The sequence below is a fragment of the Geodermatophilus sp. SYSU D00663 genome, assembly GCF_054050655.1.
Genome location: NZ_JBJGZT010000010.1, coordinates 120,487 through 135,431 on the forward strand (window position 1 = coordinate 120,487; position 14,945 = coordinate 135,431).

The window sequence follows — 14,945 nt, forward strand, 5'->3', positions numbered from 1 at the left end:
CACCACACAGGAGGCGAGCCCTCGTGGCCGACCAGGACAGCGACACCCCGACCACCGACACCCCGACCACCGACGCCGGCAGCGCGCCCGCCCTCCCGCCCGGCGACGCGCCGGTCGCGGAGGTGCTGAGCGGCGAGGCGGCGACCGGGGGGACCCCGGACGAGGAGCCGGCGGAGACCGCCGCGGCCGAGCCGCCGGCGGAGGCCGACCCGGAGTCCCACCCAGACCCGGAGCCCCCGCCCGCCCCGGAGCCCGAGGAGGAGCCGGAGGACGAGCCGGACCGGTCGCCGTTCGGCGCCCAGTTCAGCTCACCGGAGCCGACCGCGGTCATCGCCCGGCCCCGCCGCCGCGCCACCCGCCCGGCGGCCGCCCCCGAGCCCGCCGCCTGGACGCCGCCCCCGCCGGTCGCCGCCCCGGTGGTGCCGGCCTTCGTGAGCTTCGTGGCCCCCGAGGCGGAGGTGACGCCGGCGCCGCGCCGGCGCAGCCGCCGGCCGCTGCCCGAGTCGCCCGACGTCGAGGACGTCGCGGCGCCGGCGGAGGACGACGAGGAGACCCCGGCGCCGCGCTCGCGCCGCAGTCGGTCGCGCCGCCGCGGCGGGGCCGCCGAGGAGCCGCCCGCCGACGAGCGGGCCGTCGTCGGGACCGCCGAGGACGCCGACGAGGACACCGCTGACGAGGCCGACCGCGCCGACGCCGACCGCGACGAGGCCGACCGCGACGACGCCGACCGCGACGAGGCCGACCGCGACGAGGCCGACCGCGACGAGACCGCCGGCGGCAGCCGGCGCCGCCGCCGGGGCCGCCGCGGCCGCGGCCGCGGCCGCAACGGGGACGACGCCGCGGACACCGACGCCGACGAGGACACCGCCGAGCGCGCCTCCGACGACGAGGACGCCGAGGACGAGGACACCGACGCGGAGGCCGGCGAGGACGCCGAGGGCGACGACGGCGAGGGCGCCGAGGGCACGTCGACCACGCGGCGCCGCCGCCGGCGCCGCCGCCGCGGCGGGGACGGCGAGGCGGCCGCGGCCGAGGACGACGACGACCGCCCCGAGCGCGCCGGCCGCAACGGCCGCAGCACCAGCGACGACGACGTCCGCGGCGTCACCGGTTCCACCCGGCTGGAGGCCAAGCGCCAGCGCCGCCGCGAGGGCCGGGACAGCGGCCGCCGTCGCGCGCCGATCCTCACCGAGGCCGAGTTCCTCGCCCGCCGCGAGGCGGTGGAGCGCCGGATGGTGATCCGCCAGCGCGGCGAGCGCACCCAGATCGCCGTCCTCGAGGACGGCGTGCTGGTCGAGCACTACGTCACCCAGGCCCAGGCGACGTCGTTCGCCGGGAACGTCTACCTCGGCCGGGTGCAGAACGTGCTGCCCAGCATGGAGGCGGCGTTCGTCGACATCGGCAAGGGCCGCAACGCCGTCCTGTACGCCGGCGAGGTCAACTGGGACGTCGCCGGGCTCAGCGGCAAGCAGCGCTCGATCGAGCAGGCGCTCAAGTCCGGCGACAAGGTGCTGGTGCAGGTCACCAAGGACCCGATCGGCCACAAGGGCGCCCGGCTGACCCAGCAGGTCAACCTGCCCGGCCGGTTCCTGGTCTACGTGCCCGGCGGGTCGATGACCGGCATCAGCCGCAAGCTGCCCGACACCGAGCGCCAGCGACTCAAGGACATCCTGAAGAAGATCGTCCCCGACGACGCCGGCGTGATCATCCGCACCGCCGCGGAGGGCGCCTCGGAGGAGGAGCTCACCCGCGACGTCGCCCGGCTGCAGGCGCAGTGGGAGGTCATCCGGCAGAAGTCGGAGTCGTCGAACAACGCCCCGGCGCTGCTCTACGGCGAGCCCGACCTCGCCATCCGGGTCATCCGCGACGTCTTCAACGAGGACTTCAGCGAGCTCGTCGTCCAGGGCGACGACGCGTGGGACACCGTCGAGGCCTACGTCGCGCATGTCTCCCCGGAGCTCACCGGGCGGCTGACCCGGCACACCGGCGAGGGCGACGTCTTCCGCGACCTGCGCATCGACGAGCAGCTGGCCAAGGCGCTGGACCGCAAGGTCTGGCTGCCCTCGGGCGGCTCCCTGGTCATCGACCGCACCGAGGCGATGACGGTCATCGACGTCAACACCGGCAAGTTCACCGGGTCCGGCGGCAACCTCGAGCAGACCGTCACGCGCAACAACATGGAGGCGGCCGAGGAGATCGTCCGCCAGCTCCGGCTGCGCGACGTCGGCGGCATCATCGTCATCGACTTCATCGACATGGTGCTCGAGAGCAACCGCGACCTGGTGCTGCGGCGGCTGACCGAGTGCCTGGGCCGCGACCGCACCAAGCACCAGGTCGCCGAGGTGACGTCGCTGGGCCTGGTGCAGATGACCCGCAAGCGGGTGGGCCAGGGCCTGCTCGAGGTGTTCTCCGAGCCGTGCGAGCACTGCCGCGGCCGCGGCGTCATCGTGCACACCGACCCGGTCGACGACCGTCGCCGCGGCGGCAACGGCTCGGGCGGGCACGGCCCGGGCTCCGGCAACGGCGGCCGGCGCGACCAGGGGGGCCGCAAGGACGCCGAGCGCGCCGAGCGCAAGGACACCGAGCGCAAGGACACCGAGCGCAAGGACACCGAGCGCAAGGACACCGAGCGCAAGGACGCCGACCGCAAGGACGCCGACCGCAAGGACGCCGACCGGACCGAGGCCGAGGTCACCGCGCCCGGCGCCGGGCCCGACGCCGCCGAGAACGGCGAGGGCCAGCGGTCCGGCGGCGGGCGGCGCAACCGGGGACGGCGCAACCGCGGCCAGTCCGGTGAGGAGCGCGCCGCCGAGGACGCCGCGGTGCTCGCCGCCGCCTCCGGCGAGGAGCCCGCCGACGCCGGGACGTCCGAGGAGGCCGTCGCGGAGCAGGCCGTCGCCGGTCCGGCCGCGGCCGCCGACGAGGCCCCCGAGGTCGAGGTCACGGCTGCGGTCGGCGCCGAGGTGCCGGGCGCCGAGGTGACCGAGCCGGAGGAGGCGCCGCAGCCCGGGCCGGCGCGGCCCCTGACCGCGGAGCCCGAGGTCGCGGAGCCCGAGGTCGCGGAGCCCGCGGTCGCGGAGCCGGAGGACGCGGGGGAGGCCCCGCAGGCCGACCCCGGCCTGCTGGTCACCGACGCCCCCGTCCCGGTGGACGCCGCCTCCGCGGAGCCGCAGGGCCCGGGCGAGGAGGAGGAGGCGGTCCCCGCGGGCGCCGGCCCCGACGACCCGGCCCCGGCGGCGGACCCGCAGGCCCCCGGCGGCCAAGTCCCGGCCGAGGAGGTCCCGACCGAGGAGGCCCCGGCCGAGGAGACCCCGGCCGCCGAGGCGCAGCCGCCGGTGGCCGACGACGGCACCGGTGCCGCGGTGGGCGGGGCGCGCCCGCGCCGCCGCCGGGCCGCCAGCCGCCCGGCCGGGCCGCCGGCCAGCTAGACCCTCCGGGCAGCCGGGGCCGCGTTCGACCCGGTCCCGGCTGCTCGGGTACGCTGGTCGGGTTGCACCGCCCCGGACCGGGTCTCCCGGTCCCGCGCAGGCGGAGCGGCCCGTCCAGCACCCGGCGCCCGCGCCGGGGTGCGCGCAGGACGCAGCGCGGGGACAGACAGCAGCGATCGAGGAGTTCAGTGGTGTACGCAGTCGTGAAGGCCGGGGGCCGGCAGCACAAGGTGGCCGTGGGCGACCGGTTCACGGTCAACCGTCTCGCGGGTGAGGCGGGCGACACCGTCACCCTCCCGGCCCTGCTCCTGGTCGACGGCGAGACCGTCACCAGTGACGCGCAGGCGCTGGCCGGCGTGACCGTGACCGGCGAGATCGTCGGCCACGGCAAGGGCCCGAAGATCCGCATCCACAAGTTCAAGAACAAGACGGGCTACCACAAGCGTCAGGGCCACCGTCAGCCGCTGACCGACGTGGTCGTCCGCGACATCACGAAGGGCTGACGACGACATGGCACACAAGAAGGGCGCCTCGTCCTCCCGCAACGGCCGCGACTCGAACGCCCAGCGCCTCGGCGTCAAGCGCTTCGGCGGCCAGGTCGTCAAGGCCGGCGAGATCATCGTGCGCCAGCGCGGCACCCACTTCCACCCGGGCCTGGGCGTCGGCCGCGGCGGCGACGACACGCTGTTCGCGCTGACCCCCGGTGCGGTCACCTTCGGCACCAGCCGGGGCCGCAAGACCGTCTCGATCACCACGGTCGAGGCCTGAGGAAGGACCCCACCGCCCCCACCCCTCGCTCCGCTCGGGGCGGGGCCCTGCGGCGGGGCCGACCGTGAGGTCACCACGGACAGCACGAGGACGAGCGCACGGGCTTCGGGCCCGTGCGCTCGTCGTCGTTGAGCGAGCAGTGAGCAGGTAGAGCAGACATGGCCGCGTTCGTCGACCGCGTCGTCGTGCACGTCGCCGCGGGCAACGGCGGTCACGGCGTCGCGTCCGTGCACCGCGAGAAGTACAAGCCCCTCGGCGGACCCGACGGCGGCAACGGAGGGGACGGCGGCGACGTCGTCCTCGAGGTGGACCCCTCGGTCCACACGCTCCTCGACTTCCACCACCGCCCGCACCAGCGGGCGGGCAACGGCCGGCCCGGCGCCGGCAGCCACCGGCACGGCGCCCGCGGCGAGGACCGCGTGCTGCGCGTCCCCGAGGGCACCGTCGTCAGCGTCGGTGGCGAGGTGGTCGCCGACCTCATGGGTGCCGGCACCCGCGTCGTGCTCGCGCACGGCGGCAAGGGCGGGCTGGGCAACGCCGCGCTGGCCAACCCCCGGCGCAAGGCCCCGGGCTTCGCGCTGCTCGGGGAGCCGGGGGAGGGCTTCGACGCCGTCCTCGAGCTCAAGAGCGTCGCCGACGTCGGCCTGGTCGGGTTCCCCTCGGCGGGCAAGTCCTCGCTGATCGCGGCGATGTCCGCGGCCCGGCCCAAGATCGCCGACTACCCGTTCACCACGCTGGTGCCCAACCTCGGCGTCGTCCGCGCCGGCGACACCGTGTTCACGATGGCCGACGTGCCCGGGCTGATCCCGGGCGCGGCCACCGGCAAGGGCCTGGGCCTGCAGTTCCTCCGCCACGTCGAGCGCTGCGCGGTGCTCGTGCACGTGGTCGACACGGCGACGCTCGAGCCCGGCCGGGACCCGGAGAGCGACATCGAGGCGCTGGAGCGCGAGCTCGCCCTGTACTCCGAGGGCGCGGCCGGCGGCGACGAGCTGGACCTGGTGGGCCGGTTGCGCTTCGCCGTCCTCAACAAGATCGACGTGCCGGACGGCCGCGAGCTGGTCGACCTCGTCCGCCCGGCGCTGGAGGAGCGCGGGCTGCGGGTGTTCCCGGTCAGCGCCGCGACCGGGGAGGGGCTGCCCGAGCTCGGCTACGCGCTGGCCGCCGCCGTCGAGGAGCACCGCGCCGCGCTGCCGGCGCCCGAGCCCGCCCGCGTCACGCTCACCCCGCGCGCCGTCGACGACTCCGGGTTCACCGTCGCCTTCGACGCCGAGGACGAGGCCTACGTCGTCCGCGGCGTGAAGCCCGAGCGCTGGGTGCGGCAGACCGACTTCACCAACGACGAGGCGGTCGGCTACCTGGCCGACCGGCTCAACCGGCTCGGCGTCGAGGACGAGCTGACGGAGCTCGGCGCGCAGGAGGGCGACACCGTCGTCATCGGCGACGTGGCCTTCGACTTCGCGCCCAGCCTGCCCGCCGGCACGCCGCTGGCCGAGGAGACCGCGGGCCTGGGCGGCCGGGGCACCGACAACCGCATCGACGCGCCGCACCGCGTGCGCGCGGCCGAGCGGCTGGCGGCGAAGAAGGCCCGCCGGGTGCCCTACGAGCTCACCGAGACGTGGACCGACGACGACCTGCCCGGGGAGACCGAGTGACCGCCCGTCCGCAGGTCGCCGGCGCGCCCCGGGTCGTCGTCAAGGTCGGGTCCTCGTCGCTGACCACGCTGCCCGGCGGCCTGGACGCCGACCGGCTCGCCGCGCTGGTCGACGTCCTCGCGGCGGTGCGGGCGCAGGGCCGCGAGGTGGTGCTGGTGTCCTCCGGCGCGATCGCGGCGGGCCTGGCGCCGCTCGGCGTCGAGGGCCGGCCGCGGGACCTGGCGACGGCGCAGGCGGCGGCCAGCGTCGGCCAGCTGCGGCTGGTGCAGACCTACGCCGACGCCTTCGACCGGCACGGCGTCACCGTCGGGCAGGTGCTGCTGACCGCCGACGACCTCACCCGCCGCGGGCACTACCGCAACGCCCGGCAGACGCTGGAGCGGCTGCTCACCCTCGGCGTGATCCCGATCGTCAACGAGAACGACACGGTCGCCACCGACGAGATCCGCTTCGGCGACAACGACCGGCTCGCCGCCCTGGTGGCGCACGTGGCCGCCGCCGGCGCGCTCGTGCTGCTGTCCGACGTCGACGGCGTCTACGACGGCGACCCGCGCACCGGCCCGGCGCAGCTGCTCGACACCGTCCGCGGCCCGGGTGACCTCGCCGCGGTCACCCTCGGCACCGCCCGGCGCAACGGCGTCGGCACCGGCGGCATGGCCACCAAGGTCGAGGCGGCGCTGATCGCCTCGGGCGCGGGCGTGCCGGTCGTGGTCACCTCGACGCCGCAGGCCGCGGCCGCGCTGGCCGGCGAGCGGGTCGGCACGCTGTTCGAGCCCTCGGGCCGCCGTCCCTCGGGCCGGCAGTTCTGGCTGCGCTACGCCAGCCGGCCGCGCGGGCGGCTGGTGCTCGACGACGGCGCGGTGCGCGCGGTCCGCGAGCGGCACGCCTCGCTGCTGGCCGCCGGGGTCACCGGCGTCGACGGCGACTTCCTGGCCGACGACCCGGTCGAGCTCGTGGGGCCCGACGGCACCGTCGTCGCCCGCGGACTAGTCGCCTACGACGCCCGGGAGCTGCCGGCGCTGCTCGGCCGCCGCACGACCGACCTCGACCCGGAGTACCGGCGCGAGGTGGTGCACCGCGACGAGATGGTGCTGGTCGGGCGGCTGCGGACGGCTGCGAGACTGCCCGGGTGACGATCCGCCCCATCCGCGAGCTCGGTGACCCCGTGCTCCGCACGCCCGCCGACGAGGTGCGGGCCTTCGACAAGGAACTGGCCGCCCTGGTCCGCGACCTCGAGGAGACCGTCGACCACCCCGGCCGCGCCGGGCTGGCCGCCCCGCAGATCGGGGTGAGCGCCCGGGTGTTCAGCTACAACGTCGACGGCGAGATCGGCCACCTGGTCAACCCGCGGGTCGTGGAGCTGTCGGAGGAGACCCAGGACGGCGACGAGGGCTGCCTGTCCATCCCGGGGCTCTGGGCGCCCACGGTGCGCGCGATGTCCGCCGTCGTCGAGGGCTTCGACGTGCACGGGGAGCCGCTGCGGCTGGCGGGCACCGGGCTCATGGCCCGCTGCCTGCAGCACGAGGTGGACCACCTCGACGGGAAGGTGTTCCTCGACCGGCTCGCCGGCGAGGCCCGCAAGGCCGCCCTGCGCGCGCTGCGCGACCGGTGAAGGACCTCGTCCTCCTCACCCCTCGCGAGCCCGGTGCGAGCCTCTGGACGAGGCCGTACGGTCGGGTCCCGTGACCGACCTCGCCACCCGCGCCCGGACCCTGCTCGACCTGCACACCGCCCCGGAGATCCTCGTCCTCACCAACGTGTGGGACGTCGTCTCCGCGCAGGTGGTGGCGGCCACCGACGGGGTGCGGGCCCTGGCCACCGCCAGCCACGGCATCGCCGCCACCTTCGGCTACGAGGACGGCGAGAACATCCCGCTGGACCTGCACCTGGACATGGTCGGCCGGATCACCGCCGCCGTGGACCTGCCGGTCAGCATGGACATGGAGGCCGGCTACGGCGACGCCGGCGAGACCGCCCGGCGGGCCATCGGGAAGGGCGTCGTCGGCGGCAACCTCGAGGACCAGATGAAGCCGCTGGACGAGGCCGTGGCCGCCGTCGAGGCGGTGGTGCGCGCCGGGCGCGACGCCGGCATCGACTTCGTGCTCAACGCCCGCACCGACGCCTTCGTCCGCGCTCCCCAGGGCGCCGACCGCGGCGAGCTGGTCGCCGAGGCGATCCGCCGGGGGAAGGCCTACCTGGAGGCCGGCGCGCCGGTCGTGTTCGTGCCCCGCCTGGTCGACCGCGACGAGATCGCCGCGGTGGTCGAGGGCCTGGGGCGGAACAGGCTGACGCTGATCAGCGTGCCCGGCGCGTCGCTGCCGGCCCGCGAGATGCAGGAGCTCGGCGTGGCCCGCGTCTCCACCGGCCCGTTCACCCAGCGGGTCGCGCTCACCGCGCTGCAGGACGCCGTCGTCGAGATGGTCGGCGGCGGCGTCCTGCCGCCCGGCACCCGCGCCCTCAACTGAACCGGCGGGTCACCGGCCGGCGGGGAGTGCCACCCCGCCGGCCGGGACGACCAGGCCGCGGACGTCGAACGGGGTGACCACCACGGTCGGCCACGGCCGCCCCGCGAGGACCTCCGCGACCAGCGGCCCGATGCCCTCGCGGCCGTAGCGGTCGTACTGCTCGCGGGACTCCCACACCGCCACCTCCCGCAACCCGTCGGCGGTCGCCCAGGCCAGCTGGACCAGCCGCCCGTCGACCTCCCCACCGGTGCGCTCGAGGTGCAGCCGGTGCACGGTGTCGTACAGCTCCACCACGTCGTACGGCTGCTCCGCCGGTGCGGACGCGTCCTCGATCACCGCCCACATGACCTCGTCCCCCTCTCCGACGAGAGCGCGACGTCAGACCGCGACGCCGGCCCGCGGCAGCACGAGGCCGCGGACCTCGAACTCGGTGTCCACGGAAGCGGGGGGTGCCTGCCCCCGCAGGACCTCGGCGAACACCGGTCCGACCACCTCCCGGTTCCCGCGCTCGTAGTCCTCGCGCGACTCCCACACCCCGATCACCTGGAAGCCGTCCGCGGTGGGGCGGGCCAGGTGCAGCAGCAGCCCGTCGAGGGCCGGGCCGATCTGCTCGATCCGCTCGAGCATCGCCGCGTGCACGGCGTCGTAGAGCTCCACGGGTGCGGACACGTCCGTGATCACGCCCAGGGTCATGTCGTCCTCCTCGACTCCTCCCGGCGGCCGTCCGCCGCCGGCAGCCGTTGCCGGCCCTCGCCGGAGAGCCGGTGCACCGTGGCGGTGCGCCCCGTGATCAGCAGGAGCAGGTCGCCGGTCGTGCCCTCGACCGGAGCACCCTCGCCCAGCACGAGGTCGCTGTCGGTGGCCCGCAGCTGCAGGCCGGCCAGCCGCTTCCGCACCCCGAACGGGAAGCTCATCGCCCAGGCCCGCCTCGCCGACACGGCCGCGGGGACCGGCGGGATCGGCCGCTCGCGGCCCAGCGGCAGGGCGATGTCCTGCCCGTGCACGAGGACGTCGGTGAGCGGCTCGATGGGGGAGACGAACGGCGCCCGCCGCCGGGAGCCGACCATCGCCCGGATCCGCCGGCCGTACTCGTCGTCGGGCAGCGGGCCGACGCGCAGGGCCGTGTCCCGGATGATCCGGTTGAAGCTGCCGCCCGCCCGGATCGCGGCGACCGTCAGGGGCCACGGGCCCATCTGCGCCAGCGTCAGGTGCGCGGCGACGTCGCGCACCCGCCAGGCGTCGCACAGGGACGGGGTCTCCCACTCGGCCGGCGACAGGTCGTCGAGCAGGTCGGCCAGGCTCAGGCGCTGGGCGTCGATGGTGCGCCACACGTCGTCGAGGTCCACGACGACCTCCCCGGTGTTGGTAAGATGGTCTGACCATTCAGTCAGATCATCTGACCAACGTCAAGGGGCGGCGTGAGCGTTCGCGACGAGGTCCGGCAGGACGGGGACCGCCCGGGCCGGGACGACGGGGAGCAGGGGTACCAGAACCTGGCCCTGCTGTGCTTCTACCCGCACCGGGCGATGGAGGCCCGGCTCCTCGCGACGCTGGCGGCCGAGGGCCACGACGACCTCACCCTCGCCCAGGCGCGCGTCGCCGCCCGGATCGGCCCGTCCGGCACCCGGCTGACCGACCTGGCCGCGCAGGCGCTGGTCACCAAGCAGACCGCCGGTCACCTGGTCGACCAGCTCCAGCGTGCCGGCTACGTCCGCCGCGTCCCCGACCCCACCGACGCCCGCGCCCGGCTGGTGCAGATCGCCGAGCGCGGGCGGGAGCTGGTGGCGATCGCCCGCCGGGTGGAGGCCGAGGTCGAGGCCGAGTGGACGGCCCACCTCGGCGAGGAGGCCACGGCCCAGCTCCGTGCGGCGCTCACCCGGCTGCGCGAGGTGACCGACCCCTACCGCTGAGCGGCGGTGCAGCTGCCGCAGGTGCCGAAGACCTCCAGCTGGTGCTGCACGTCGGCGAAGCCGTGCTCGGCGGCCACCCTCGCGGCCCAGCGCTCCACGGGCGGGTCGGCGACCTCCACGGTGGTCCCGCAGGAGCGGCAGACCAGGTGGTGGTGGTGCACCGGCGAGCAGCGCCGGTAGGCGGCCTCGCCGTCCTCGCCGCGCAGCACGTCGACCAGGCCGTCGTCCACCAGCGCCTGCAGGGCCCGGTAGACGGTGGCCAGGCCGACCGCGTCGCCGCGCTCGCGCAGCAGGGCGTGCAGGTCCTGGGCGGTGCGGAACCCGTCGAGCTCCTCGAGCAGGGCCATGACCGCGGTCCGCTGGCGGGTCTGGCGGCGGACCGGGACCTCGGGTGCGCTCACGGCCGCTCCGTCCCCACCGTCGGCGGGACGGCGGCGGCGGGCGGGTGGGCAGGCCCGTCGTGCTCGTCGTAGTGCACGCCCGTGCCGGTGCGGTGCGGCGCGTGCAGGTGCCCGTCGTGGTCGTAGTCGACGTGGTCGCCGTGCGGCACCGGGCGGTGCCCGCAGCCGTCGCCGTGCTCGTGCGGGTGCGCGGCGTGCACCTGCACCCGCCGCCCGTGCCGGCGCCGCGCCGTCGCCTCGCGCAGCGTCACGACCACCGTGACCAGCAGGAACAGGGCGATGGCCAGCAGCACGATCGTGCCGCCGGAGGGGGTTCCGGTGTAGTACGACGCCGCCGTCCCCCCGACGCTGACCACCAGGCCGATCGCGCAGGCCAGGTGCAGCGTGGCGCGGAAGCTGCGCCCGACCAGCTGGGCGACCGCGCTCGGCAGGATCATCAGCGCGCTGATCAGCAGCAGGCCGACCACGCGCATCGACAGGACGACGGTCGAGGCGACCAGCGCGGCCAGCACCACGTTGAGCGGCAGCACCGGCAGGCCGACCGCCCGGGCGTACTCCTCGTCGTCGCTGACCGCGTACAGCCGCCGGCCGAGCAGCCACACGACCGCGAGGACGACGACGGTGATGACGCCGAAGACGGCGACGTCGGCGCCGGTCGTCGTGGTGATCGCGCCGAACAGGTAGGCGTCGAGGTTGGTGGCCTGCCCGCGCGGCGCCAGCGACAGCAGCACCACGCCGCCGGCGATGCCGCCGTAGAACAGCACCGCGAGGGCGACGTCGCCACTGGTCCGCCCGCGCGCGCGGACCAGCTCGATGAGCACCGCGCCCAGCACGGCGGCGACCAGCGCCGTCCCCACCGGCGCGGTGGAGGTGAGCACCCCGATGCCGACGCCGGTCAGCGCCACGTGCCCGAGGCCGTCACCGAGCAGCGACAGCCGGCGCTGCACTAGGAAGACGCCGACGGCGGGCGCGACCAGCCCGACCATCAGCGAGGCCAGCAGCGCCCGCTGCATGAACCCGTACTCGAGCAGCTCCACGTCAGCGGCTCCCGTCGCGCACGCGCACGGCGTCCGGCGCCGGCCGCGGCTGGTCCAGGCGGTAGCCGCGCGCCGCCGGCTCGGTGCTCTCCCCGGGGTGGTGGCAGTCGGGGCCGGCGGGGCCGGCGCCGGCCAGCGGCCCGTCGTAGGTGAGCCGGCCGGAGTCGACGACGACCGCGCGCGCCAGGACGCCAGCGAGGGGGCCGGTCTCGTGGGTCACGACGACGAGTGTCGTCCCGGCGGCCGCGACGCGGGTCAGCACCGCGGCCAGCGCGGCCTGGCTGGCGGCGTCGACGCCGGCGGTCGGCTCGTCCATGACCAGCAGCTCCGGCTCGGCGGCCAGCGCCCGCGCCACCAGCACCCGGCGCTGCTGGCCCCCCGAGAGGGAGGCGACCGGGTCCTCGAGCCGGTCGGCGAGGCCCACGGCGTCGACCGCCTCGGCGACGGCCGCCCGGTCGCGCGGGCCGGGCCGGCGGAACAGTCCCAGCCGCGGCAGCCGCCCGACGCCGACCACCTCGCGCACGGTGGCCGGCATCGCGCCGCTGACGGTGTGCCGCTGCGGGACGTAGCCCACGCGGCCGCGCTCGCGCAGCCGGCCGACCGGGGCGCCGAGCACCTCGACCGTGCCGCCCAGGACGGTGGCCAGGCCCAGCACGCCCCGCATGAGGGTGGTCTTGCCCGAGCCGTTGGAGCCGAGGACCGCGACGGCCTCGCCGCGCCGGACGGTCAGGCCGGCGTCGCGGACGATGGCCACGTCGCCATAGCCGATCGTGGCGCCGGCCAGCCGGAGCGCGGCGTCGTTCATGCGCAGCCCTGTCCCTCCTGCAGCGTGGCGAGGTCCGCGCGCATGACCGCGAGGTAGTCCTCGCCGGCCGACTCGTCGGTCAGGCCCTCAATCGGGTCGAGGACGGCGGTTCGCACACCGGCCTCCTCGGCGACGGTCTCGGCCACGGCGGGGTCGACGAGGGTCTCGGTGTAGACGGTCGTCACCCCGCGCTCCCGGACCAGCGTAGAGATCTCGGCCAGCTGCGCCGGGCTGGGCTCGGTCGACGGGCTCAGCCCGCTGACGCCCACCACGTCGAGGCCGTACCGCTCGCCGAGGTAGCCGAACGCGTCGTGGGGGGGGGGGGGGGGGGGGGGGGGGGGGGGGGGGGGGGGGGGGGGGGGGGGGGGGGGGGGGGGGGGGGGGGGGGGGGGGGGGGGGGGGGGGGGCGGGGGGGGGGGGGGGACGGGAACACCCCCCTGCCCCCCACCAGGGCTAGGCCTAACCGCTCGCGGTGGTAGCCGAAGGCGTGGGGCGGGGTGACCAGCGTGGACCCCCCCCAGTCCGCCAGCCCCTGCTCCATCTCGGCGTCGAGCGCCTCGAGGTCGGTGCGCAGCGCCGCGGCGTTCTCCCGGTAGGTGTCCGCGCCGTCGGGGTCGACCTCGGCCAGCCGGTCGGCCAGGGCGTCGCCGACGTCGGCCAGCCGGGTGGGGTCGAGCCAGAAGTGCGGGTCGACGGCCTCGCCCTCCTCGCCGGCGTGCTCGGCGTGCTCCTCCTCGCTCTCGCCCTCGTGGCCGTGCTCCTCGGCGGTCAGCGACAGGTCGGCGGCCTCGCCGGCGTCCCAGGCGGCGTCCCCGGCCTCGGCGACGGCGTCGTCGAGGCCGGGCTGGAAGCCGGCGAGGTAGACGACGAGGTCGGCCTCCGTCAGTGACGCGACGTCCTGCGGGGTGAGCTCCAGGTCGTGCGGCTCGGCGCCCGGCGGGGTCAGCGACTCGACGTCGACGCGGTCACCGCCGACCCGCTCGGCCGCCCACTGCAGGGGGTAGAAGGCGGCCTGGACCGAGACGCCGTCCGCGGCCGCGGCCTCGTCCTCCCCGGAGGAGCCGCACGCGGCCAGCAGCAGGACGGTGGCGGCGGCGGTGGTCGCGGCGAGGGCGCGCGTCGTCGTGCTCATGAGAACCATTCTCACACAGCGGCGGAGGTGCCCGGCCGGAGGGGGCGGCGCGTACCCTGCGGGGCGTGTCCGACGCCGCCGACCTGCCGCTGATCGGGGCCGCCGCGCTGCGTGCCCGCGCCGCGTCCCGCGTCCTGCGCACCCTCCCGACCGACGTCAAGGACGCCGCGCTCACCGCGATGGCCGAGGCGCTGGTCGAGCGGACCGACGAGGTGCTGGCCGCCAACGCCCAGGACGTCGCGGCCGCCGAGGCCGACGGCACGCCGGCGTCGGTGCTCGACCGGCTGCGGCTGGACGCCGGGCGGGTGGCCGGGGTGGCCGCCGCGCTGCGCGAGCTGGTCGCCCTGCCCGACCCGGTCGGTGACGTCGTCCGCGGCTCGCGGCTGCCCAACGGGCTGGAGCTGCGGCAGGTCCGGGTGCCCTTCGGCGTGGTCGGGATCGTCTACGAGGCCCGCCCGAACGTGACCGTCGACGCCGCCGGCCTGTGCCTCAAGAGCGGCAACGCGGCGCTCCTGCGCGGGTCGGCCTCGGCGTACCGGACCAACCTCGCGCTGGTCACCGTGCTCATGGAGGCCGGGCAGAAGGCCGGGCTGCCCGAGGGCTCGGTCGAGCTGCTGCCGGCCGACCGCGCCTCGGTGGGCGAGCTGCTGTCCGCGCGCGGGCACGTCGACCTGGTCATCCCGCGCGGCGGCGCCTCGCTCATCCAGCGGGTGGTCCGCGAGGCGCAGGTCCCGGTGATCGAGACCGGCGTCGGCAACTGCCACGTCTACGTCGACGCCTCCGCCGACCCGGCGATGGCCGAGGCGATCGTGCTCAACTCCAAGACCCACCGGGTGAGCGTCTGCAACTCCGCGGAGACGCTGCTCGTGCACCGCGACGTGCCGTTCCTCCCGCGCCTGCTGTCGGCGCTGGTCGACGCCGGCGTCACCCTGCACGGCGACCAGGCGACGATCGACGCCGCTGCGCAGTCCGGTCTCCAGGCCGTCGTCCCGGCCACCGACGAGGACTGGGCCACCGAGTACCTGTCGATGGACATGGCGGTGCGCGTCGTCGACGACCTGCCGGCCGCGCTCGGGCACATCGCGACGTGGGGGAGCGGGCACAGCGAGGCGATCGTCGCCGACTCCGCGTCGGCCATCGCGGCGTTCACCGCCGGGGTCGACGCCGCCGCCGTCCTGGTCAACGCCTCCACCCGGTTCACCGACGGCGGCGAGTTCGGCTTCGGCGCCGAGATCGGCATCTCCACCCAGAAGCTGCACGCGCGCGGGCCGCTGGGCCTGCCCGAGCTGACCAGCACCACCTACGTCGTCACCGGGAACGGCCACACCCGCTGATCCCGGCCCCCGA

Annotated in this window: 17 protein-coding genes; 9 read left to right on the forward strand and 8 right to left on the reverse strand. The window is 76.4% G+C overall.

What is annotated here, in order from left to right; genetic code table 11:
- Positions 1-23 precede the first annotated feature (23 nt).
- The 7 genes from ACI79Z_RS10105 (at position 24) to ACI79Z_RS10135 (ending at position 8,313) form a co-directional block, all read left to right on the forward strand.
- On the forward strand, positions 24-3,428 hold the full coding sequence (locus ACI79Z_RS10105; protein ID WP_456902544.1) for an Rne/Rng family ribonuclease: 3,405 nt from the start codon (positions 24-26) through the stop codon (positions 3,426-3,428).
- A gap of 191 nt (positions 3,429-3,619) precedes the next feature.
- On the forward strand, positions 3,620-3,931 hold the full coding sequence (rplU, locus tag ACI79Z_RS10110; protein ID WP_110007164.1) for a 50S ribosomal protein L21: 312 nt from the start codon (positions 3,620-3,622) through the stop codon (positions 3,929-3,931).
- 7 nt (positions 3,932-3,938) lie between these two features.
- On the forward strand, positions 3,939-4,196 hold the full coding sequence (gene rpmA, locus ACI79Z_RS10115) for a 50S ribosomal protein L27 (protein ID WP_387985394.1): 258 nt from the start codon (positions 3,939-3,941) through the stop codon (positions 4,194-4,196).
- Positions 4,197-4,354: 158 nt separating this feature from the next.
- Positions 4,355-5,848 carry a GTPase ObgE gene (obgE, locus tag ACI79Z_RS10120; protein ID WP_456902545.1) on the forward strand — a complete coding sequence of 498 codons (1,494 nt, stop codon included), beginning with the start codon at positions 4,355-4,357 and terminating at the stop codon, positions 5,846-5,848.
- Complete coding sequence (gene proB, locus ACI79Z_RS10125; RefSeq protein ID WP_456902546.1) at positions 5,845-6,981, forward strand: glutamate 5-kinase; 1,137 nt, start codon at positions 5,845-5,847, stop codon at positions 6,979-6,981. The genes obgE and proB overlap by 4 nt, the downstream gene beginning before the upstream one ends.
- Positions 6,978-7,460 (forward strand): peptide deformylase, encoded by a 483-nt coding sequence (gene def / locus ACI79Z_RS10130; protein WP_456902547.1) that lies wholly within the window; start codon positions 6,978-6,980, stop codon positions 7,458-7,460. Before proB ends, def begins: the two co-directional genes overlap by 4 nt.
- A gap of 70 nt (positions 7,461-7,530) precedes the next feature.
- Positions 7,531-8,313, forward strand: a complete 783-nt coding sequence (locus ACI79Z_RS10135) for an isocitrate lyase/PEP mutase family protein (RefSeq protein ID WP_387985385.1) — start codon at positions 7,531-7,533, stop codon at positions 8,311-8,313.
- Between the two features lie 9 nt (positions 8,314-8,322).
- Here ACI79Z_RS10135 and ACI79Z_RS10140 read toward each other — a convergent pair whose 3' ends face one another.
- Genes ACI79Z_RS10140 through ACI79Z_RS10150 form a run of 3 tightly spaced genes read right to left on the reverse strand, consistent with a single transcriptional unit; the run spans position 8,323 to position 9,659 of the window.
- The gene (locus ACI79Z_RS10140) at positions 8,323-8,658 is read right to left on the reverse strand and encodes a hypothetical protein (RefSeq protein WP_387985383.1); all 336 of its coding nucleotides are present in this window, start codon (positions 8,656-8,658) and stop codon (positions 8,323-8,325) included.
- Positions 8,659-8,691: 33 nt separating this feature from the next.
- A complete protein-coding gene (locus ACI79Z_RS10145; protein WP_110007157.1) occupies positions 8,692-9,006 on the reverse strand; it encodes a hypothetical protein in 315 nt (104 codons plus the stop codon).
- Positions 9,003-9,659, reverse strand: coding sequence for a maleylpyruvate isomerase family mycothiol-dependent enzyme (locus ACI79Z_RS10150; RefSeq protein WP_456902548.1), 657 nt, complete (start codon positions 9,657-9,659; stop codon positions 9,003-9,005). The genes ACI79Z_RS10145 and ACI79Z_RS10150 overlap by 4 nt, the downstream gene beginning before the upstream one ends.
- 72 nt (positions 9,660-9,731) lie before the next feature.
- Here ACI79Z_RS10150 and ACI79Z_RS10155 point away from each other — a divergent pair, with 72 nt between their 5' ends.
- A complete protein-coding gene (locus ACI79Z_RS10155) occupies positions 9,732-10,223 on the forward strand; it encodes a MarR family winged helix-turn-helix transcriptional regulator (RefSeq protein WP_387985377.1) in 492 nt (163 codons plus the stop codon).
- Here the strand turns inward: ACI79Z_RS10155 and ACI79Z_RS10160 are convergent.
- Genes ACI79Z_RS10160 through ACI79Z_RS10180 form a run of 5 tightly spaced genes read right to left on the reverse strand, consistent with a single transcriptional unit; the run spans position 10,214 to position 13,598 of the window.
- Entirely contained in the window at positions 10,214-10,624 is a 411-nt protein-coding gene (locus ACI79Z_RS10160) for a Fur family transcriptional regulator (RefSeq protein WP_387985374.1), read from the reverse strand. The two genes, ACI79Z_RS10155 and ACI79Z_RS10160, sit on opposite strands and share 10 nt — an antisense overlap.
- Positions 10,621-11,661 carry an iron chelate uptake ABC transporter family permease subunit gene (locus ACI79Z_RS10165; RefSeq protein WP_456902550.1) on the reverse strand — a complete coding sequence of 347 codons (1,041 nt, stop codon included), beginning with the start codon at positions 11,659-11,661 and terminating at the stop codon, positions 10,621-10,623. Before ACI79Z_RS10165 ends, ACI79Z_RS10160 begins: the two co-directional genes overlap by 4 nt.
- 1 nt (position 11,662) lies before the next feature.
- Positions 11,663-12,466: a metal ABC transporter ATP-binding protein gene (locus tag ACI79Z_RS10170; protein ID WP_387985370.1), complete on the reverse strand. Its 804-nt coding sequence runs from the start codon at positions 12,464-12,466 to the stop codon at positions 11,663-11,665.
- Positions 12,463-12,738, reverse strand: a complete 276-nt coding sequence (locus tag ACI79Z_RS10175; RefSeq protein WP_456902551.1) for a metal ABC transporter substrate-binding protein — start codon at positions 12,736-12,738, stop codon at positions 12,463-12,465. Before ACI79Z_RS10175 ends, ACI79Z_RS10170 begins: the two co-directional genes overlap by 4 nt.
- On the reverse strand, positions 12,717-13,598 hold the full coding sequence (locus tag ACI79Z_RS10180) for a metal ABC transporter substrate-binding protein (protein WP_456902552.1): 882 nt from the start codon (positions 13,596-13,598) through the stop codon (positions 12,717-12,719). The genes ACI79Z_RS10175 and ACI79Z_RS10180 overlap by 22 nt, the downstream gene beginning before the upstream one ends.
- A 65-nt stretch (positions 13,599-13,663) precedes the next feature.
- On the opposite strand from ACI79Z_RS10180, the gene ACI79Z_RS10185 reads away from it, so the two are divergent.
- Complete coding sequence (locus tag ACI79Z_RS10185) at positions 13,664-14,932, forward strand: glutamate-5-semialdehyde dehydrogenase (protein WP_456902553.1); 1,269 nt, start codon at positions 13,664-13,666, stop codon at positions 14,930-14,932.
- Positions 14,933-14,945: the final 13 nt, after the last annotated feature.